The organism is Micromonospora sp. DH14 (assembly GCF_029809455.1).
Classification (GTDB): domain Bacteria; phylum Actinomycetota; class Actinomycetes; order Mycobacteriales; family Micromonosporaceae; genus Micromonospora; species Micromonospora parva.
This window is the reverse complement of sequence record NZ_JARVKT010000037.1, coordinates 44,048-64,110: the sequence shown is the minus strand read 5'-3', so window position 1 is coordinate 64,110 and position 20,063 is coordinate 44,048. Positions and strand designations below refer to the sequence as shown.

General features: G+C 70.3%; 17 protein-coding genes. 8 read left to right on the top strand and 9 right to left on the bottom strand.

Annotated features, from left to right (window positions below):
• Positions 1-58: 58 nt before the first annotated feature.
• The 6 genes from QCZ28_RS30280 to QCZ28_RS30255 form a co-directional block, all read right to left on the bottom strand.
• Positions 59-1,120 (bottom strand): succinate dehydrogenase/fumarate reductase iron-sulfur subunit, encoded by a 1,062-nt coding sequence (locus tag QCZ28_RS30280; RefSeq protein ID WP_279519810.1) that lies wholly within the window; start codon positions 1,118-1,120, stop codon positions 59-61.
• Positions 1,117-3,045 carry a fumarate reductase/succinate dehydrogenase flavoprotein subunit gene (locus tag QCZ28_RS30275; protein ID WP_279519809.1) on the bottom strand — a complete coding sequence of 643 codons (1,929 nt, stop codon included), beginning with the start codon at positions 3,043-3,045 and terminating at the stop codon, positions 1,117-1,119. The genes QCZ28_RS30280 and QCZ28_RS30275 overlap by 4 nt, the downstream gene beginning before the upstream one ends.
• 12 nt (positions 3,046-3,057) lie before the next feature.
• On the bottom strand, positions 3,058-3,864 hold the full coding sequence (locus QCZ28_RS30270; RefSeq protein ID WP_279519808.1) for a hypothetical protein: 807 nt from the start codon (positions 3,862-3,864) through the stop codon (positions 3,058-3,060).
• A gap of 245 nt (positions 3,865-4,109) precedes the next feature.
• Entirely contained in the window at positions 4,110-5,507 is a 1,398-nt protein-coding gene (locus QCZ28_RS30265) for a metallopeptidase TldD-related protein (protein WP_279519807.1), read from the bottom strand.
• Positions 5,508-5,627: 120 nt separating this feature from the next.
• Positions 5,628-7,064: a TldD/PmbA family protein gene (locus QCZ28_RS30260; RefSeq protein ID WP_279519806.1), complete on the bottom strand. Its 1,437-nt coding sequence runs from the start codon at positions 7,062-7,064 to the stop codon at positions 5,628-5,630.
• A gap of 32 nt (positions 7,065-7,096) precedes the next feature.
• Complete coding sequence (locus QCZ28_RS30255) at positions 7,097-7,441, bottom strand: Uma2 family endonuclease (RefSeq protein ID WP_279519805.1); 345 nt, start codon at positions 7,439-7,441, stop codon at positions 7,097-7,099.
• Between the two features lie 877 nt (positions 7,442-8,318).
• Here QCZ28_RS30255 and QCZ28_RS30250 point away from each other — a divergent pair.
• The 6 genes from QCZ28_RS30250 to QCZ28_RS30225 all read left to right on the top strand — a co-directional run bounded on the left by QCZ28_RS30250 (position 8,319) and on the right by QCZ28_RS30225 (position 15,347).
• Positions 8,319-9,374: an ABC transporter ATP-binding protein gene (locus tag QCZ28_RS30250; RefSeq protein WP_279519812.1), complete on the top strand. Its 1,056-nt coding sequence runs from the start codon at positions 8,319-8,321 to the stop codon at positions 9,372-9,374.
• Positions 9,375-9,429: 55 nt separating this feature from the next.
• Positions 9,430-10,431: a dipeptide ABC transporter ATP-binding protein gene (locus tag QCZ28_RS30245; protein WP_279519804.1), complete on the top strand. Its 1,002-nt coding sequence runs from the start codon at positions 9,430-9,432 to the stop codon at positions 10,429-10,431.
• The gene (locus QCZ28_RS30240) at positions 10,428-11,435 is read left to right on the top strand and encodes an ABC transporter permease (RefSeq protein WP_279519803.1); all 1,008 of its coding nucleotides are present in this window, start codon (positions 10,428-10,430) and stop codon (positions 11,433-11,435) included. Before QCZ28_RS30245 ends, QCZ28_RS30240 begins: the two co-directional genes overlap by 4 nt.
• 9 nt (positions 11,436-11,444) lie before the next feature.
• The gene (locus QCZ28_RS30235; RefSeq protein WP_279519802.1) at positions 11,445-12,431 is read left to right on the top strand and encodes an ABC transporter permease; all 987 of its coding nucleotides are present in this window, start codon (positions 11,445-11,447) and stop codon (positions 12,429-12,431) included.
• 146 nt (positions 12,432-12,577) lie between these two features.
• Positions 12,578-14,320 carry an ABC transporter substrate-binding protein gene (locus QCZ28_RS30230; protein ID WP_279519801.1) on the top strand — a complete coding sequence of 581 codons (1,743 nt, stop codon included), beginning with the start codon at positions 12,578-12,580 and terminating at the stop codon, positions 14,318-14,320.
• Between the two features lie 157 nt (positions 14,321-14,477).
• Positions 14,478-15,347, top strand: coding sequence for an AraC family transcriptional regulator (locus QCZ28_RS30225; RefSeq protein ID WP_279519800.1), 870 nt, complete (start codon positions 14,478-14,480; stop codon positions 15,345-15,347).
• Between the two features lie 82 nt (positions 15,348-15,429).
• Here QCZ28_RS30225 and QCZ28_RS30220 read toward each other — a convergent pair whose 3' ends face one another.
• Complete coding sequence (locus tag QCZ28_RS30220) at positions 15,430-16,332, bottom strand: NADP-dependent oxidoreductase (RefSeq protein WP_279519799.1); 903 nt, start codon at positions 16,330-16,332, stop codon at positions 15,430-15,432.
• 105 nt (positions 16,333-16,437) lie between these two features.
• Here QCZ28_RS30220 and QCZ28_RS30215 point away from each other — a divergent pair, with 105 nt between their 5' ends.
• Together QCZ28_RS30215 and QCZ28_RS30210 are read left to right on the top strand one after the other, a co-directional pair.
• Positions 16,438-16,836 carry a helix-turn-helix domain-containing protein gene (locus tag QCZ28_RS30215; RefSeq protein WP_279519798.1) on the top strand — a complete coding sequence of 133 codons (399 nt, stop codon included), beginning with the start codon at positions 16,438-16,440 and terminating at the stop codon, positions 16,834-16,836.
• A gap of 251 nt (positions 16,837-17,087) precedes the next feature.
• Complete coding sequence (locus QCZ28_RS30210; RefSeq protein WP_347815139.1) at positions 17,088-17,501, top strand: nuclear transport factor 2 family protein; 414 nt, start codon at positions 17,088-17,090, stop codon at positions 17,499-17,501.
• Between the two features lie 66 nt (positions 17,502-17,567).
• Here the strand turns inward: QCZ28_RS30210 and QCZ28_RS30205 are convergent, their stop codons facing one another.
• Together QCZ28_RS30205 and QCZ28_RS30200 are read right to left on the bottom strand one after the other, a co-directional pair.
• The gene (locus QCZ28_RS30205) at positions 17,568-17,780 is read right to left on the bottom strand and encodes a DUF1737 domain-containing protein (protein WP_279519796.1); all 213 of its coding nucleotides are present in this window, start codon (positions 17,778-17,780) and stop codon (positions 17,568-17,570) included.
• Positions 17,781-17,916: 136 nt separating this feature from the next.
• A complete protein-coding gene (locus tag QCZ28_RS30200) occupies positions 17,917-20,061 on the bottom strand; it encodes a prolyl oligopeptidase family serine peptidase (RefSeq protein ID WP_279519795.1) in 2,145 nt (714 codons plus the stop codon).
• Between the last annotated feature and the right edge of the window lie 2 nt (positions 20,062-20,063).

The following is a 20,063-nucleotide window of genomic DNA, read 5'->3' as shown; positions in this document are numbered from 1 at the left end:
GGTTGGAAGTGGGACGAGGGCCGCGGCAACAGCCGCGGCCCCCGTCTGGTTCGGGTGGTCAGTGCTTGTCCTGGTCCGGGTGGGCGAAGTTGAGGTGCTCCGGAGGCAGCGGGAAGGTCACGTCGTCACCGAACGGCGACGGCGCGGCGGCCCGGTCGAAGGTGAGCTCGGTCAGCGGCAGCTTGCCCCGGTCGTCGACCGCCGGAGCGGTCGGGTGGGGCACCTCCCGGTGCCAGTTGACGCCGCTCTGCGCCTGCGCCTCAGCCCGCGAGTCGTGGGAGCCACCCGCGTGCGAGTGCACCCCACCCCGGGCGGAGCCCGGCGTCGCCGAGCCCTGACGGGCGGTGGTCACGCTGGTCTGGGGCGTCTCGCCCCGACGGAAGATCTTGCTACCAAGCCACACAAGGGGATCGTACCTGCGGTCGACGACCCGTTCCTTCATGGGGATGATCCCGTTGTCAGTGATCTTGATGTGCTCGGGGCAGACCTCGGTGCAGCACTTGGTGATGTTGCAGAAGCCGAGGCCCTGTTCGGCCTGCGCGTACTCCTTGCGGTCGGTCCGGGCGTCCAGCGGGTGCATGTCCAGCTCGGCCGCCCGGATGAAGTACCGCGGGCCGGAGAACGCCTGCTTGTTCTCGTCGTGGTCGCGGATCACGTGGCAGACCGTCTGGCACAGGAAGCACTCGATGCACTTGCGGAACTCCTGCGAGCGCTCGACGTCGACCTGCTGCATCCGGTAGTCACCCGGGGCGACGTCCGCCGGAGGCGCGAACGCCGGGGTCTCCCGTGCCTTCTCGTAGTTGAACGAGACGTCGGTGACCAGGTCCCGGATCACCGGGAAGGTGCGCAGCGGGGTGACGGTGACGGTCTCGTCGTCGCCGAAGGTCGACATCCGCGTCATGCAACCCAGCCGCGGCTTGCCGTTGATCTCCATGGAGCAGGAGCCGCACTTGCCGGCCTTGCAGTTCCACCGGCAGGCCAGGTCGGGCGCGTCGGTGGCCTGCAGACGGTGGATGACGTCGAGGACGACCTCGCCCTCGTTCACCTCCACCATGTAGTCCTGGAGGTCACCGCCGCTCTCGTCGCCCCGCCAGATCCGGAACTGACGCTTCGCGCTCATCGGTTGTCCGCCTCTCCAGCGTCGGCGACGAGGGCGTCGAAGTCGGCGAGCTCCTCGTCGGTGAGGTACTTGGCCAGCTCGGCCCGGTCGAAGAGGCCGATCAGCTCCGGCCGCATCTTCGGCAGCGGCTTGCGGGTCAGCTGCACGGTGTCGCCGTCCAGCGCGCAGACCAGGTTGACCTGCCGCCACTTCGGTTCCATCGCCGGGTAGTCCTCCCGGGTGTGCCCGCCGCGCGACTCCTGCCGCTCCAGCGCGGCCTTCGCGGTGCACTCCGAGACCACCAGCATGTTGCGCAGATCCAGGGCCAGGTGCCAGCCCGGGTTGTAGCGTCGACCGCCGGCCGCGCTCACCTTGGCCACCCGCTCCCGCAGCTCGGCGAGCCGGACCAGCGCGTCGGCCAGCTCACCCTCCCGGCGGATGATGCCCACCAGATCCCCCATGACCGCCTGGAGGTCCTGCTGAAGGGTGTACGGGCTCTCGCCGGTGTCCCGTTGCAGCGGAGCGAGGGCCGTCTCCACGGCGGCCTCGACCTCGTCCACCGCCACCTTCGGCCTGCTGGTCAGCCCGTCGGCGTAGCTGGCGGCGTGCCCACCCGCCCGCTTGCCGAAGACCAGCAGGTCGGACAGGGAGTTGCCACCGAGTCGGTTGGAACCGTGCATGCCGCCGGAGACCTCACCGGCGGCGAACAGCCCGCGTACGTGGCCGAAGGCGGCACCCGAATCCGGGTCCACCTCGACGCCGCCCATCACGTAGTGGCAGGTCGGCCCCACCTCCATCGGCTCGGCCGTGATGTCGACGTCGGCCAGCTCCTTGAACTGGTGGTACATCGACGGCAGCCGGCGGCGGATCTCGTCGGCCGAGCGTCGGCTCGCGATGTCCAGGAAGACACCACCGGCGGGGGAGCCCCGACCGGCCTTGACCTCGCTGTTGATGGCGCGTGCCACCTCGTCGCGGGGCAGCAGCTCCGGCGGACGCCGGTTGTTGTCCGGGTCGGTGTACCAGCGGTCCGCCTCCTCCTCGGTCTCCGCGTACTGCTTGCGGAAGACGTCGGGGACGTAGTCGAACATGAACCGCTTGCCCTCGGAGTTCTTCAGGACACCGCCGTCACCGCGCACCGACTCGGTGACCAGGATGCCCTTCACCGAGGGCGGCCAGACCATGCCGGTCGGGTGGAACTGGAGGAACTCCATGTTGATCAGCGTCGCCCCGGCGCGCAGCGCCAGCGCGTGCCCGTCCCCGGTGTACTCCCACGAGTTCGAGGTGACCTTGTAGGAGCGTCCGACGCCACCGGTGGCCAAAACGACCGCCGGCGCCTCGAAGAGGATGAACTCGCCCGACTCCCGGTAGTAGCCGAACGCGCCGGCCACCCGGTCACCGTCGAGCAGCAGCTCGGTGATGGTCGTCTCGGAGAACACCCGGATGCGGGCGTCGTACGAGCCGAACTCGCGCTGGTCCTCCTGCTGGAGGGAGACGATCTTCTGCTGGAGGGTGCGGATCAGCTCCAGGCCGGTCCGGTCGCCCACGTGCGCCAGGCGCGGGTACTCGTGGCCGCCGAAGTTGCGCTGCGAGATCTTGCCGTCCTTGGTGCGGTCGAAGAGCGCACCGTACGTCTCCAGCTCCCAGATCCGCTGCGGCGACTCCTTCGCGTGCAGCTCGGCCATCCGGAAGTTGTTGAGGAACTTCCCGCCGCGCATGGTGTCGCGGAAGTGCACCTGCCAGTTGTCCCGGCTGTTCACGTTGCCCATCGCGGCGGCCGCGCCGCCCTCGGCCATCACCGTGTGCGCCTTGCCGAACAGCGACTTGGAGATGATCGCGGTCTTCTTGCCGGCGAGCCGGGCCTCGATCGCCGCGCGGAGACCGGCGCCGCCGGCCCCGATGACGACGACGTCGTAGTGGTGTCGTTCGATGCGAGTGGTTGTGGTCATGTCAGGGGCCCTTTAGTTGATGAACCGCAGGTCGGAGAACCAGCCGGCAGCGAGCGCCATGATGTAGAAGTCGGCCAGCGCCAGGGTGCCGAGGGTGATCCAGGCGAGCTGCATGTGCCGGACGTTCAGGGCCGAGACGAACGTCCAGGCCCGGTAGCGCACCGGGTGCTTGGAGAAGTGCTTGAGCCGGCCGCCGATGATGTGCCGGCAGGAGTGGCAGGAGATCGTGTACGCCCAGAGCATCACCACGTTGAGCACCAGGATGATGTTGCCCAGCCCGAAGCCGAAGCCCTTCGGCGAGTGGAACGCGAGGATCGCGTCCCAGGTGTTGATCAGCGAGATGATCGCCGCGGCGTAGAAGAAGTAGCGGTGCAGGTTCTGCCCGAGCAGCGGGAAACGGGTCTCACCGCTGTACTCCTTGTGCCCGTCCGGGACGGCGCAGGCCGGCGGCGACAGCCAGAACGACCGGTAGTACGCCTTGCGGTAGTAGTAGCAGGTGAGCCGGAACAGCAGCAGGAACGGCAGCGTCAGCGCGGCATCCGGGATGATCCACCAGCCGGGCAGGAAACGGCCGAAGTGCGAGGCGCCCTCAATGCACCGCTCCGTGACGCAGGGCGAGTAGAACGGGGTCAGGTAGTGGTAATCCGCGACCCAGTAGAAGTCGTGCATGAAGACACGGACCGTCGCGTACACGACCCAGGCGCTGAGCCCGATCACGGTGATCAGCGGGGCGAACCACCATCGGTCGGTACGCAACGTCTTCGCCGCGATGGCGGCGCGCGCCCGCGCCCCCCTCGGCCTCGTTGCCGTTGAAGTCATTCGAGTCGTCTCCTCGACGGGCCCGTACGGGCGGGCTGATCTCTCTCCGGTCGGCACGCGGACCGGCGAACCCGCACCCGCTGCCACGTCATGCGCACACCAACGACCGCGCCGGATCGACCGACGCAGCTAAGTGACACACGTTACGCCGATCTCTGCGGGCCGTCCGCGCAAGGGAGTGTCCCGTGTGTCTGGCCTGCGGAAAAGCCCCCAGCGTGCCGGTTTTTCCGCGTGCCGGTTGACCATCAACCTGAGGCGCCTCCGGTGAAGTGCCAGGACGCCAGCCGCAACGAGGGCGCCGCCCACCAGGCACCGTCCACCCGCTCCGGTTGACGCACCGCCCGCGCACCCAGCCCGAGCACCGCCCCCGGCCCCAGCGCCCTCGGGTACGACTCGGTGAACCGCAGGTCACGGACCGCCCGGACGACAGTGCCGCCCTCGATCAGCCAGACACCATTGCGGGTCAGCCCGGTGACGACGAGGCTCTTCGGGTCGAGCACACGGGTGTACCAGAGGTCGGTGACCAGCAGTCCTCGGCGTACCCCAGCCACCAACGCGGCGGTGTCCGCGTCGACGACAGCGCCGGCCGCCGCGCCGGTGGTGCTCCGGCCCGCGGCACTGGCCGGGCCCGCCGCCGCACCACCCAGCCGCAGGTTGCGGGGCATCGGCCCCCAGGTGGCACCGCCCGCGACAGCGTGCCCGGTGGACTCCGTGCCCGCCTCGGCGGCGGTCCGGCGATCGTGGGCCACCGCCCTGGTGGTGCCCGCCTCGACCAACGTCAACGCCCCCCGGCCGGTGCCCTCCGCGTCGAACGGCAACCCGGACCCGCCCAGCGGATCGTCCACCACTGTCACCGCCCGGTCGAACTGGGCCGCGCCCGGCTCGGCGAACGACTGCCGCTCGTTGTACCGCTTGCCGTTGAAGCCGTAGAACGACAGGTTCTGCAGCAGGTCCGCCACGGCGGCCGGCTCGAACACCACCTCGTAGTGCCCCGGCGGCAACTCGACCGGGTCGGCCGCCGCCTGCGCCTTCGCCGCCGCCTGCGCGCCCAACTCGGCGCCGTCGAGGTCGGACAGCCGGTCAGCGCTGCGCCGGGCCACCCCGTCCGCGCCGTCGCGGCGGGCGATGCCGTCCATCGCCGCCTCCACCGAGCGGCCGTACGCCGAGTGCCCGGCCGAGTTGGCGAACGCCGACGAGCGGTGCGCGGTACGGCAGTAACCGGCGGTGCTCAGGCCCCCGGCGGCGGCCACGAACGCCCCCACCCGGTCGGCCCGCTGATCCGGCTCGGCCTGCGCGGTGGCCTCGTCGACGAGCGGCGCCTGCGGCATGGACACAGGCGCGGTCAACCCCGGCCAGCCCTGGTCGGGTGGGCACAGCCGCGCCGCCGCCAGGGTGCGCTCCACCAGTGCGGACAACCCGTCGGCGGTGACCACGCTGCCGCCGCCGGCAGCCGTCCGACCGTCGACGTGCACCCGCAGTCGGACCCCCACTGTCGACTCGGAAACGTTCTGATGGATGCCCGAGTTGGCGAACCGGGTCAACGCCAGGTCCGCCCGGGTCACCACCGCCTCCGCCTGCGCGGCCGGCCCGCCGAGCCGCCGCACCAACTCCACAACCTGCCCCGCCAGCTCCAGCTCCGTCATGCCGAGCCACCTTTCATTCGCGACTGCGGGGCTCGCAAACCCGGCTCACTCCTCGCGCTCATGCTGAGCCGCCTTTCATTCGCGACTGCGGGGCTCGCAAACCCGGCTCACTCCTCGCGCTCATGCTGAAACCCCCACCCGGACGTTGCGGAACCGGGCCGGCGCGGCCGGGTGGCCGGTGTGCCCGATCTGGCCGGGCTGGCCCTTGCCGCAGTTGGGCGTCCCCCAGGAGACCGTTTCACCGGAGAGCATGTCCATCGAGCGCCAGAACAGCGGGCCGATCCCGGTGTACGTGGGGTTGCGCAGCATCCGCCCCCGCCGCCCCTTCTTGATCTCCCAGCCGACCTCGCAGCCGAACTGGAAGTTGAGCCGCTTGTCGTCGATCGACCAGGACCGGTTGAGGTCCATCAGCACCCCGTCGTCGGTGGCCGCGATGATCTCCTCCAGGGTGTGCGGGCCGGGTTCCAGGCCGACGTTGGTCATCCGCACCATGGGCAGTCGGGCCCACCCGTCGGCCCGTACGCTGCCGCCGTAGTCGAGGCTGGCCATGGCGGCGGAGTCCCGACCGGCGAGCACGCCGACCCAGCGACCGTCGCGGACCGCGTCCCGCTTGACCGCCGGGGAGCCCTCGTCGTCGAAGCCGAAGCTGCCCAGCGCGCCGGGGATCGTCGGGTCGATGGTGATGTTCATCAGTTCCGAGCCGTAGCGCAGCGAGCCGAGCTGAGCCAGGTCCAGCCAGGACGTGCCGGCGAACGCCGCCTCCCAGCCGAGGATCCGGTCCAGTTCGATGGCGTGCCCGACCGACTCGTGGATCTGCAGGGCCAACTGCTCGCCGCCGAGGATCAGATCCGTCTCACCGGCCGGGCACTGCGGCGCGGTGAGCAGCGCCCGGGACTCCTCGGCGATCTGCGCGGCGTGCGCGGCCAGGTCCAGCGACTCGACCAGCTCCCACCCGGTGGTGCCGTACTGGCCGCGGTAGCTGGGCCAGGACCGGCGCTGCGTCTCGCCGTCACCGATGGAGGTGGCCGAGATGCCCCCACCACACTCGCGGATGCGCTGGTCGATCCGGTGGCCCTCGCTGGAGACGAACCACTTCGCGGTGTCCCAGATCTGGTAGAGGCCCTCGGCCAGGTCCGCGCCGTGCTCGGTCATCGTGCGGGTCGCGTCGACCAGCAGATCGCCCTTGTCGGACAGCGGCACCCCGAGCGGGTCGATCCGGCAGGCGGAGGCCCAGCTGGCGGTGACCGCCTCGACCGGCACCAGGTCGACCGGCGGGCCCGGCACCCGTGCGCTCGCCATCGCGGTCCGGGTCGCGCGCCGACCGGCGTCGCGGGCGGCGGCGTCCGACAGATCGGGTACGGCGTGGAAGCCCCAACTCGCCCCGACCAACGCGCGGACTCCCAGCCCGATGCTCTCGTCCTGGGTCAGCTCCTCCACGTCACCGTTGCGCGCGGTCATCGACTCGTAGCGGCGGTGCATCACCCGGGCGTCGGCGTACCGCGCACCCGCGTCGAGGGCGGCCTGTACGGCGGCGGTGGCCGCGTCGAACTCGGTCATGGACCGACCCTAGGCCAGTAGGCCGACACCCGTCAGGGGACGAGATCCTCCGGTCGAATCGTGGCCCGTACCGGCTCGGTCAGTTCCAGAACCTCGCCGCGCTTGGTCGTTGCCCTCTCCAGGTAGTGGCCGCCCTGCCGTTGGTGGAGACGCACGGTCAGGCTCTCCTGGTCAACGAGCAGATACCACTCGATCCCGGCCGACGCGTACAGGTGCGGCTTCAACACCCGGTCGATGACGGCGGTGTGTGGCGCGGCGACCTCACCGACCAGGAGGACCGCGTCTGCCGGTACGCAGGACGCCTCGAAATCCAGCTCCGTGGCCACCACGAGGTCAGGGTTGAGGATCCGCACGGCGGTCAGCCGCAGGTTGATCACCGGGAGCACGGTGCGACTCGTCCTGGCGCAACCTCGTTCCAGAGCGACTAGCAGGCCACCGACGATCACCTGGTGTCAGACGGACGGAGACGGCCGATGAGCAGGCCGCCGTCGAGGAGTTCGATGCGCTGTGCCGTCTCGCCGAGAGCGAGGTAGTCCGACTCAGTCCATGGCAGCGCGCGGCCAAGAATGCCGACGGGAATCACCCACCCAGTGCAACTCATTCTGGATCGCTGAGATCGCACCCGACGTGCGAGCCCAAGATTGGTTGCGGCCCGTTGGCGCCCAGGTCATCGTCACACCGCGCGGTCGGTGAAGGGGGCTACGCCGCCGACTATCTGCACCTCACCTGATCGCCTCCTGAGTTACCAGATCGCGCCCGATCTTGGATGTAGTGGTACCGGCGCGTCGGCGATGCCACTACATCCTGGTTCGAGCGTGACCTTGGCGGCAGAGGGCGCGCCAAACTCCGCTTCCGGCCTGTCGGGGGCGGTGTTCGTCGTCAAGATCCGCGCAGTATCGGGGATGTTGCTGTCTCCTGCCTGTCAGAGACAGCAACATCGGGGAAGTTGCTCGGATCTTGGCGCGGGTGCGCGGGTGCGCGGGTGCGCGGGTGCGCGGCGCGCGGCGCGGGGCGCGGGGCGCGGGCGGCAGCGCATCCAACGTGCGATCGCGGCATGAACGGGCGTGAATGGGCCAGGTGACGGGGGTGCGGGGCCGATGCCGACTCGTTACGCTCGGGCCCGCTGACACGTGCCGACTTTGTAGCTTATTTTCACCCTCGGGACTTTCCTGTAAGTTCCCTTCGTCACTGAGGGAGGTGGCCGTGGACAGCTCGGAACCGTTGCCGTCCGGCGAACCGGACGACCGTCCCGCCGTGCCGGCACAACGCTCCGACCAGGACGCCTACCTGCGGGTGGATGACCTTCGGGTCCGGTTCGACACCTCGGACGGCGTGGTGCGCGCCGTCGACGGGGTGTCGTTCGCCGTCGACCGGGGTCGCACCCTCGGCATCGTGGGTGAGTCCGGCTCCGGCAAGAGCGTCACCTCGCTGGCCATCCTCGGCCTGCACGACCCGAAACGGACAACCATCACCGGGGAGATCTCCGTGGGCGGCCGGCAGGTGGTCGGTCTCGCCGACGAGGAGGTACGCCGGCTGCGCGGCCGGGACATGGCGATGATCTTCCAGGATCCACTGTCGGCGCTGCACCCGTACTACACCGTGGGCCGGCAGATCGCCGAGGCGTACCGGGTGCACCACCCGAAGGCCAACCGCCGGGAGGCCCGCCAGCGGGCTGTCGACATGTTGGACCGGGTGGGCATCCCGCAGCCGGCGCGACGCTTCGACCAGTACCCGCACGAGTTCTCCGGCGGCATGCGCCAGCGGGCGATGATCGCGATGTCCCTGGTCAACGACCCGGCGCTGCTGATCGCCGACGAGCCGACCACCGCGCTGGACGTGACAGTGCAGGCGCAGATCCTCGACCTGCTCGCCGACCTGCAGGCCGAGTTCCACTCCGCGATCATCCTGATCACCCACGACCTCGGCGTGGTCGGCCAGGTCGCCGACGACGTGCTGGTCATGTACGGCGGGCGGGCCGTCGAGCGGGGCAGCGTCGAGCAGGTGCTCCGCTCGCCGCAGCACCCGTACACCTGGGGGTTGCTCTCCAGCGTGCCGTCGCTGCACGGCGACGCGGACGCGGACCTGGTGCCCATCCCCGGCAACCCGCCCAGCCTGATCAACCTGCCGCAGGGCTGCGCCTTCCACCCACGCTGCCGGTACGCGGACCGGGCCGGCAGTCGCTCCCGCACCGACGTGCCGGAGCTGCGCCCGGCCGGCGCGGCCGGTCACCTGGTCGCCTGCCACCTCGGCGAAGAGGAGCGCGCCACGTTCTACGCCGAGGACATCGCACGAGTGGGGGTCGCTGGGTGAGGGCGAGGAACGCAGCGCAGCGGAGTACCGCAGTCCCGAACGGAGGACTGTGGAGATGACCGACGAACCACTGCTGCGGGTACGCGGCCTGACCAAGCACTTCCCGGTACGGCAGGGGCTGCGCGCCACCGGCCTGGTGCGGGCGGTGGACGGGCTCGACTTCGATGTGCGCCCGGGCGAGACGCTCGGCCTGGTGGGGGAGTCGGGCTGCGGCAAGACCACCACCGGTCGGATGCTGGTGCGGCTGCTGGAGCCGACCAGCGGCAGCATCGAGTTCGCCGGGCGGGACATCACGCACGCCGGCCGCCGGGAGTTGCGTCCCCTGCGTCAGGAACTCCAGATCATCTTCCAGGACCCGTACGCGTCGCTGAACCCCCGGCACACCGTCGGCCGGATCGTGGCGATGCCGTTGCAGGTCAACGGGATCAAGCCGCCGGGCGGGATCAAGGCGCGGGTGCAGGAGTTGCTGGAGCTGGTCGGGTTGAACCCGGAGCACTACAACAGGTACCCGCACGAGTTCTCCGGCGGTCAGCGCCAGCGCGTCGGCATCGCCCGCGCGCTGGCCCTGCGGCCCAAGCTGATCGTCGCCGACGAGCCGGTCTCCGCGCTGGACGTGTCGATCCAGGCGCAGGTCGTCAACCTGCTGCGTGACCTGCAACGGGAACTCGGCCTGGCGTTCGTCTTCATCGCGCACGACCTGGCGGTGATCAGGCACTTCTGCCAGCGGGTCGCGGTGATGTACCTGGGCCGGATCGTGGAGATCGGCGACCGGGAGGACATCTACGAGCGCCCGCAGCACCCGTACACCCGGGCTCTGCTCTCGGCGATCCCGGACGTCACCCAGCTCGGCCCGGCGGGCCGGATCCGGCTGACCGGTGACGTGCCCACCCCGCTCGACCCGCCGTCGGGCTGCCGGTTCCGCACCCGGTGCTGGAAGGCGCAGGACATCTGCGGCACCGAGGAGCCCGCGCTGGTCCCGCGCGACGGCGGCCGGCAGGCCACCGCGTGTCACTTCCCCGAGGTAGGGGCCCAGGTCGACGAGGAGGTGTCGTCGTGAGTCTCTCCCCGGTGGAGGGTGTGGCGCTGGCCGAGATCGAGTCCGACCCGGACGCGGGCACGCCCGCCGCGAAGGGCGTCGTCGGTCGCTCACCCGGGCAGCTCGCCTGGCTGCGGCTGCGCCGTGACCGTACGGCAGTGGTCAGCGGCGTACTCCTGGTGTTCTTCATGGTGTTGGGGTTGGCCGCGCCGCTGATCGAGATGGTCTACGGGGTCGGGCCGCGGGAGCAGTTCCAGAATCTGCTGGACGGCAACGGCATGCCGCTGGGGTACGCCGGCGGGGTCACCGGTGACCACTGGTTCGGGTTGGAGCCGGGGCTGGGCCGGGACATCTTCGTCCGGCTGATCTACGGGTTGCGCACGTCGCTGTTCATCGCCCTCGCCGCCGCGCTGATCACCGCGACGATCGGTGTCGCGCTCGGCACGCTCGCCGGTTACCTCGGTGGCTGGCTCGACGCGGTGATCAACTGGATCACCGACCTGACCCTGGCGATGCCCTTCCTGATCATCGCGTTGGCGCTCACCCCCGCCATCACGCTGCGCTTCTACGGCGAGCGGGGGCAGGTGTCGTCCGCCTTCGGGGTGGGTGTGCTGATCGCCGTCTTCGCCATCTTCGGCTGGACCAGCACCGCCCGCCTGGTACGGGGTCAGGTGATCGCGCTGCGGGAGCGGGAGTTCGTGGAGGCGGCCAAGGCCAGCGGCGCCGGGTTGGGGCACATGCTCTTCCGGCAACTGCTGCCGAACATCTGGGCGCCGATCCTGGTCTCGTTCTCGCTGGCGGTGCCGCAGTTCATCACCAGCGAGGCGGCGCTGTCGTTCATCGGCGTCGGGCTCAGTGACGAGACGCCGAGCTTCGGCCGAATGATCTACGACAGTCTGGACTACCTCCAGACCGACCCGGCGTACGTGTTCTTCCCGGGCGTCATGATCTTCGCCCTGGTGTTCGCCTTCAACCTCTTCGGCGACGCGTTGCGGGACGCGCTCGACCCGAAGTCGTCCCGGTAGGGGGTACCCATGGCGCGGTTTCTGCTCAAGCGGCTCTTCTCGGCCACGCTGACCCTGTTCGCGGTGAGCGTGTTGACCTTCCTGATGTTCTTCGCCCTGCCGCGCGACCCGGTGAGCAGCATCTGCTCGAAGAACTGCAACCCGGAGCGGTTGGAACGGGTCCGCGACGACCTGGGCCTCAACGACCCGCTGATCAGCCAGTACGCCGGTTACATGAAGGGCATCGTGACCGGCCGGGACCTGGGCAGCGCCCAGGGTGGTCGGTGCGACGCGCCCTGCCTGGGCTGGTCGTACGTCACCAACGAGGCCGTCTCGGACACCATCGCCCGGGTGCTGCCGGTGACGCTGAGCATCGTGATCCCGGCGGCGATCCTGTGGTTGCTGCTCGGTGTCGGTCTCGGCATGATCTCCGCGCTGCGTCGGGGCACCTGGCTGGACCGGGCCGCCATCGGTTTCTCGTTGACCGGCGCGTCGTTGCAGCTGTACTTCGTGGGCGCGGTGCTGCTGATGGTCTTCGTCTACAACCTGCGGTGGCTGCCGGTGCCCAGCTACACGTCGGTGTTCGAGAACCCGGCGAAGTGGGCCAGTGGGTTGGCGCTCGCCTGGGTGTCGCTGGCGTTCCTGTTCTCGGCCATCTACGCCCGGCTGTCCCGGGCGCAGATGTTGGAGACGCTGTCGGAGGACTTCGTCCGGACCGCGCGGGCCAAGGGCCTGGCCAAACCCACCGTGTACGGGCGGCACGCGCTGCGCGCGGCGATCACCCCGGTGGTGACGATCGCCGGGTTGGACGTGGGCGGGGCGCTGGGCGGGACGGTTATCACCGAGACGACGTTCGGCATCCAGGGGTTGGGGCGTACGGCGGTGGATGCGGTGCGCTCGGGCGATCTGCCCACCATCATGGCCACCGTGCTGATCGCGGCCGTCTTCGTCGTCCTGGCGAACGTGTTGGTGGATCTGCTCTACGCGGCCATCGACCCCCGGGTCCGGCTGCGCTGACCCCACGGTGCCCGCCACGCCGACGGATGGCGAAATTTATCGACAACTGTTACACAACTCGTAGGTTTTCTTCCTTACGATCCTCGGGACGTCGGCGGTTCTCGCCCCGACGAAACCGCACGGCACATGGCTGAAGGAGGTACTTCATGCGACCACGCGTGGCGGTTGCCGCAGGCGGCGCGATCGCTCTGGTTGTGGCATTGGGTGCGTGCTCGAAGAACACGGGCGAGGGCACGACGGTGGACACCGACCGGAAGCAGACCGGTGTCATCGCGACCGACCCCAAGGACTCGCAGGGCCCGGCGGCCGAGGTGAGCGGCGCCGCGAAGGGCGGCACCTTCACCGTCATCCGGGAATCGCCGATCTCCCACCTCGACCCGCAGCGGACGTACTCGTTCGCCGGCCTCATGGCCAACCCGCTCTGGTCCCGCTACCTGACCACCTGGAAGGACGACGGCAAGGGCGGCCTGGTCCTGGTGGGTGACCTGGCCGAGAACCCGGGCAAGAACGTCAACAACGACTGCAAGGTCTGGGAATTCACCATCAAGGACGGGGTGAAGTTCGAGGACGGCCGGCCGATCACCGCCAAGGAGATCGCGTACGGCATCGCCCGGTCCTTCGACCCCGACCTCTCCGGCGGCCCCACCTACATCCAGGAGTGGCTGGCCGACACCGCGCAGTTCGACACCAAGTGGGACTTCAAGAAGAACAAGACGTCGCTGCCGCCCGGCCTCTCCACGCCGGATGACAAGACGCTGCGCTTCGAGTTCGCCAAGCCCCGCTGCGACCTGCCGTTCGCCGCCTCGCTGCCGACCACCGCGCCGCTGCCCGCCGACAAGGACACCGGCATCAACGTGGACAAGCAGCCGTTCTCGTCCGGCCCGTACCGGGTCGCCGAGAACCAGGTGGGCGTGCAGCTCACCCTGGAGCGCAACCCGAACTGGGACGCCAACACCGACCCGGTGCGCCACCAGTACCCGGACCGGTTCGTCTGGACCTTCGGGCCGACCGCGGACGCCGCCAACAACCGGGTGATCGCCGACAACGGCGCCGACCAGAGCGCACTGGCGTTCAACACCGTGCCCGCCTCGCTGGTCGCCAAGGTGGCCGGAGACGCCGCGCTCAAGTCGCGGACGATCCTCTCGCCGACCCCGAGCGCCAACCAGTTGGTCATCAACAACCAGAGGGTCACCGACCTCAAGGTCCGGCAGGCGCTGAACTACGCCATCGACCGCGAAGGCATGATCAAGGTGCTCGGCGGCCAGAACGTCGCCGCACCGCTGACCACGCTGATGCCGTCGTCGACCATCGGCTACAAGGCGTACGAGGCGTACCCGGCCGGGCCCAACGGCAACGTCGACAAGGCCAAGGAGTTGCTCGGCGGAAAGACGCCGGAGCTGGTCCTCGGCGTCGCCGACAACTCCACCGAGCAGCAGCAGGGCGCCCAACTCAAGGCCAACCTGGAGCGGGCCGGCTTCAAGATCACGCTGCGGAACATCTCCGACGACGCCAAGCTCGACGAGATCAAGAAGAAGAACAACCCCTGGGACCTGTACATCGGTAACTGGGCTGCCGACTGGCCGAGCGGGGCGTCGATCCTGCCGGTGCTCTATGACGGCCGCACCATCAAGGCCGAGGGCAACAGCAACCAGTCCTTCTTCAACGACCCGGCCGTCAACGCCGAGATGGACCGCATCCTGGCGCTCGCCCCGGCCGACCAGGGCCCGGAGTGGGCCAAGCTCGACGAGCGGATCATGAAGGAGCACGCGCCGGTGGTGCCGCTCTACGTGGACGTGGCGTACAACGTGCACGGGTCCAAGGCCGGCGGAGTCTTCATCTCCAGCGTCTTCGGCTACCCGGCGTTCGTGAACGCGCACGTCAAGCCGTAAGGCACAGCGCAGAAGTTCAGGGGCCCCCTTCCGACAACGCCGTCGGGAGGGGGCCCCTGTCGTCGTCCGGGAAGCCGCGCCCCTGATCGGATCGGACCGCTACGGTCGGGTGCGGGGCATGGTCCTTCGGTCAGGCTTGACGTCGAAAGGAGGCCTCGTGATCGCGGCACTCAACAAGCTTGTCGACCTGCTCGAAGAGCACCTTGCCGAGGAGTTCGACGTCAACGCGGTGGCCAGGACGCTCGGCACCACCGAGTACCACCTGCGCCGGATGTTCTCCTCGTTGGCCGGCATGCCGCTGTCCGAGTACGTGCGCCGACGCCGCATGACCGTCGCCGCCGCCGACGTCGTTCGGGGCGAGGACGATCTGCTGGGCATCGCCGTCCGGCACGGATACGGCTCGACCGAGGCGTTCGGGCGGGCGTTCCGGGCGGTCCACGGTGCCAGCCCCGGTGACGTACGCCGCGACGGAGGCCCCCTTCGCACACAACCGCAGCTCAGGTTCCGCCTGACCGTCGAAGGGAGCACCCCCATGGACACCCGCATCGCCGACCGCCCCGCGTTCCGGCTCGTCGGACACGCCGCCCGGGTACCACTCATCCACCAGGGCATCAACCCGCACATCCAGCAGCACATCGCCGGGCTGGCACCACAGGAGCACGTCCGGCTCAAGGCGCTCAGCGACACCGAGCCCGCCGGGCTGCTGCAGGTCAGCGACGACGTCGACGCCGAGGCCACCGAGGGCACCGAACTGACCTACCTGCACGGGGTCGCGGTGTCCCGGGACGCCCCGGTCCCCGACGACCTGGACACCATCGAGGTGCCGGCGGGCCAGTGGGCGGTCTTCCGGACCGCCGGACCTTATCCGCAGGCGCTGCAGAACACCTGGGCGGCGACCGCGAGCGAGTGGTTCCCGTCCAACCCGTGGCGGCTGCGGCCGGGCCCGTCGATGGTCGCCATCCTCGAACGCGCTGACGACTTCAGCACCGCGACCTGCGAACTGTGGCTGCCCATCGAACCGGTGTGACCTGAGAGTCCGGCTCCGGCCGGGGTACGGAAACGGAACTCGTCGCCCTCCGTACCCCGGCCACTACCGTCCAACCGGGACGTCAGGGGACGATCACCACGCCGCCGCGCACGCCACCTTGAGCCAGTCGGTCGTGGGCGGCCGCCGCGTCGGCGAAGCGGTACACGTCAGCGACCCGGAGCGGGATGTCGCCGGTGGTGACGAGTTCGACCAACTCGCCCAGCCGGGATCCGTCCGGTTGCACCTCCAGCGCGAAGGTCCGGATTCCCCGCACCGGTTCCGGCCGGAGCGGGGGTGACGCGGCCACGTAGCCGCCGCCGTCCCGAACGAGGTCCAGCAGCGAGGATCCGATCACCGCCAGGTCGATGACCGCGTCGAACGTCCCGGTCGGGTCGTCGGCGCGCGACAGGAACGCCGCGCCCAGCGACTCGACGAACTCGCTGTCGTCGGGTCCGGCGAGCCCCGTGGCGCGCAGACCGGCCGCCCGGGCCAGCGCCAGAGCGAATCCACCGACCTGCCCGGCGGCGCCGGTGACGAGCACTGTCGAATTCGCGGGGAGTGCGAGCAGGTCGAGGGCCTGGGCGGCGGTGAGGCCATTGGTCGGCAGGGTCGCCGCCTCGGTGGCGGGGACGCCGGCGGGCGCGGAGGTCAGCCAGGCGGCGTCGAGGACCACGTACTCCGCGTGGGTGCCGACGGTGGTCTGTAGCCACGGCGCGAAGCCGATGACCTCGTCGCCGACGGTGAACTCCTCGACCGACGGGCCGACCGCGTCGACGCTGCCGGCGACGTCCCAGCCGGGGGTGTACGGCAGGCCGGTCGGCAGCGGAGCCGGGAACCGACCGGAGCGGATCATCAGATCGACCGGATGTATCACCGACGCCGCGACCCGCACCCGCACCTGCCCCGGGCCGGGCTCGGACATCGGCACGTCGACCACCTGCAGGACCTCCGGCCCTCCGAACTGTGCATAACTGACCGCGCGCATCGTCGTCTCCTTCGTGGCTTTTTCTGATCACCACGACCGTACGAATCGTAGGCACTGTTAGTAAGTAGGTACCGTAAAGTGCCTAGGGCACCGGAGGAGGCATCGATGGCGACGACATCTGCGGCGCAACGCCGCGAGCAGGCCAACCGCGACTACGACGCGTTCCTGGAGGGTTGCCCGACCCGTGAGCTGCTGAGCAGGCTCACCGACAAGTGGGTCGCCCTGGTGATTCCAGCGCTCGCCGGCGGCCCGCTGCGGCACGGCGAGCTCGCCCGCCGCATCGCCGGTGTCAGCCAGAAGATGCTCACCCAGACCCTGCGCACGCTGGAGCGCGACGGCCTGGTCACCCGTACGGTCACCGTCTCGGTGCCGGTCCGCGTCGACTACGCGCTCACCCCGCTCGGCCATGAGCTGTTCCCGGTCATGGTCGCGATCAAGAACTGGGCGGAGACACACATGGACCGCGTCTTCGACGCCCGGATCCAGTTCGACGCACGCCCCTGAAACCAGCGACATCGATTACGGAAGAGTTCGCCGTCCGCCCGGAGGTGCTGGTGTGGGCTGCGAAGATCACCGCGGCTTGCCGCTGTGCGAACAGGAGATCTTGGACAGTTTCCGTTCCGCCGCGCTAACGGAAACTGTCCAAGATTCACGGCCACGGCCACGGCCACGGCCACGGCCACGGCCACGGCCACGGCCACGGCGTCGCCGGAGAACGGCGGGCAGGGCGGTTGATACACCGACGGCTTGCCAGATTGTCGCTGGCGGCGGCTAGGGTCCGCGCCGTGGATGACACCTCGACGGCCCGGCGGGCCGCCCACGCCTACGTTGATCTTTTGGAGCGCCGAGACTGGTCTGGGTTGGCCGCTCTGCTCACCGACGATGTGGTCTACGAGATGCCGCAGACCCGGGAGCGGATTCGCGGCAAGGACGCGTTCGTGCGGTTCAACACCGAGTATCCCGGAGACTGGCACCTCCGGCCACGACGGGTGATCGTCGATGGCCGCCTCGCTGCCCTGTGGCTCGACGTCCGCGTCGGCGCGGAGCAGCAGGACGCGTGCGTCTGGCTGGAGCTGTCCGAGCACTGGTTGATCAGCAAGATCACTGACTACTGGCCCGAGCCGTACGACCCGCCGCCGGGCCGGGAACACCTCGTGGAGCGGTGGTGACCCGCAGCCTGGCGCAGCAGGTGGCCGGGTGCGGCGGGTTCACCCGGATGGGCGTGCGGGGCGTCGCTACCCGGCGCTTCCCACTGGCGTGCCGGAGCGGTCGCGGTGCGGCAGCACCAACGCTTGGGCGGCGATGACCCGTTCGCCGTCGAAGGTCAGCGCCGGTGACCCGTGCAGCTGGTAGCCCTGATCGAGAAGCGCGCTGACGCGGGCGCAGAACTCAGCATCATCGGGCCCGGTGATGAGGCGGTAGCCGAGCGGCTTCGGGAGGTCCGACACCGCTGCATTGTCTCCCCTCGGCTGCCGGGCGCGTCGTCCCGGCTGGGACGAGCGGCCCCGACCTGGGGACCGGGCGACCGGTCATCGGGTCCTCCGACGGTGGGCCCGGTGTGCCGAACCCGTCGCCGAGGGCTGCTCACAGCAGGTGGGTGCGGAGGAAATCCAGCTCCAGGGGGAGTAGCCGCTCGGCGGTGCCGTTCGAGGCCATGTGGGTGGCCCCGGTCAACGGCAGCACGGCGTGCGGCCGGCCGGCGTTCAGCAGGGCCGCGGAGAGCCGCAGCGTGTGCGCTGCCACCACGTTGTCGTCCGCCATGCCGTGCACCAGCAGCAACGGGCGGGCCTGGTCCGGGCCGGTGACTGGCTCGCCGGCCAACTCGACCAGCGAGTGGTGCGCGTAGATGTCCATACCGTCTTCCGGCAACCCCAGATAACGCTCGGTGTACGCGGTGTCGTACAGCGCCCAGTCGGTCACCGGGGCACCCGCGATCCCGCACCGGAACAGCTCCGGGTGGCGCAGCACCGCCAACCCGGCCAGCCACCCGCCGAACGACCAACCGCGCACCCCCACCCGACCCAGGTCCAGATCCGGGTGCTTGCCGGCGAGCGCGGTCAGCGCGTCGATCTGGTCGGTCAGGATCACGTCGGCGACCCGCCGGTGGATCGCTTTCTCGAACGACGGCGCGACGCCCGGCGTACCCCGGTTGTCGATGGTGACCACCGCGAACCCGGCGTCGGCCCACCACTGCCGTTCCAACCACGCGGCCCGCGCCGCGACGACCTCCTGGTGCCCCGGGCCGCCGTAGATGTCCAGCAGCACCGGCAGCCGCCGGCCTGTCACGTGGTTGTCCGGGTAGAGCACCGCCGCCGGCAGCCGTCGATCAGTCACCCGTTCCAGCAGCGGCAGCGGAGAGTACGGCGGGGTGGCGGCGAACGACTGCAGCTCGGCGATCTCCTCGTTGCCACGGCGGACCGTCCAGCGCACCCCGGCGTGGTCCAGCGACGCGACGCCGACGGCCAGCACGTCCCCGCCCACCGCGGCGGTGTGCCAGCCGGAGTCGGTGGTGAGCCGGCGCGCGTCCACCCCACCGCCGATGGTGGTGCGGACCCGGAACAGGTGCCGTTCGCTCGGCTCGCCGTCGCTCGCCTCCACCAGCAGGTCGGCCGGGCCGGCGGCGGCCGGCAGCCGCCCCACCACCCGCCGCACGTACAGCGACGGCGGGGTCAGCAGGGTGCCGTCCGCGAACAGGCACCGGGCGTCGTACCCGTCGTGGGCCAGCTCCCCACCGACCAGCACCCGGCCGTCCGGCAGGTGGGCGGGGGTGCCGGCGATCGGTTCGACCCAGCGCGGGTCGGCCAGCTCGGCGTGCACCTGCGTCTCACCCGTTCGTGGGTCCACGGCCAGCACCAGCCCGTGCTGCTGCGAGCGGCGCAGCACGGTGATCAACGGGCTGCCCTCACCCCAGCTGACCCCCGTCAGGTACGGGTAGGTCTCCCGGTCCCAGTGCACGTCGACCCAGCCGTCGTCCAGGTCCAGCAGGTGCAGGCTGACCTCCGCGTTCGGCCCACCGGCCCGGGGGTACGCCACCGCCGTCGGCGGGCTCGCCGGCTGCGCCGGGTCGTGCAGGTGCCACCGCTCCAGGCGGGACTCGTCGACCCGGGCGGCGAGCACCATCCGGCCGTCCGGCGCCCACCAGTACCCCCGGTACCTGCCGAACTCCTCCGCCGCGATGTGCTCGGCCAACCCCCAGCTCACCCCGGCGTCCTCGCCGGCCAGCAGGGTGTCGGTGCCGTCACTGTCGATCACCCGCAGCTCACCCCGACGCACACCGTCGGCCGCGTCAGTCACGTATGCCAGGCGTTGCCCGCTCGGGTCCGGACGGGGGTCCAGCACCGGACCGACGGCCGCCACCTCCACCACGTCGCCGTGCACCAGATCGGCCCGGAACAGCCGCCCGGCCAGTGCGAACACCGCAACCCGGCCGGCCGCGTCCAACGCGTACGAGCCGATGCCGGCGGCGCTGAGCCGCAGCCGCTCGCGTAGCGCCCGTTCGCCGGGGGAGAGGGACCGGACGTCCCCGCCCTCGCCCAGCAGGATCGCCGGATCGGCGACCAGCCGCTCCTCGCCGGTGCCCACGTCCAGCAGCCAGAGCGCGTCCGCCGGATCCTCGGGGCCGGCGGAGCGCAGGAAGATCACCCGGGAGCCGTCCTCAGCCACCGAGACAGCGCGTGGCGCGCCGTGGCTGAACCGGCGGGTGCGGGCGGCCAGCTCCGGAAAGTCCACAC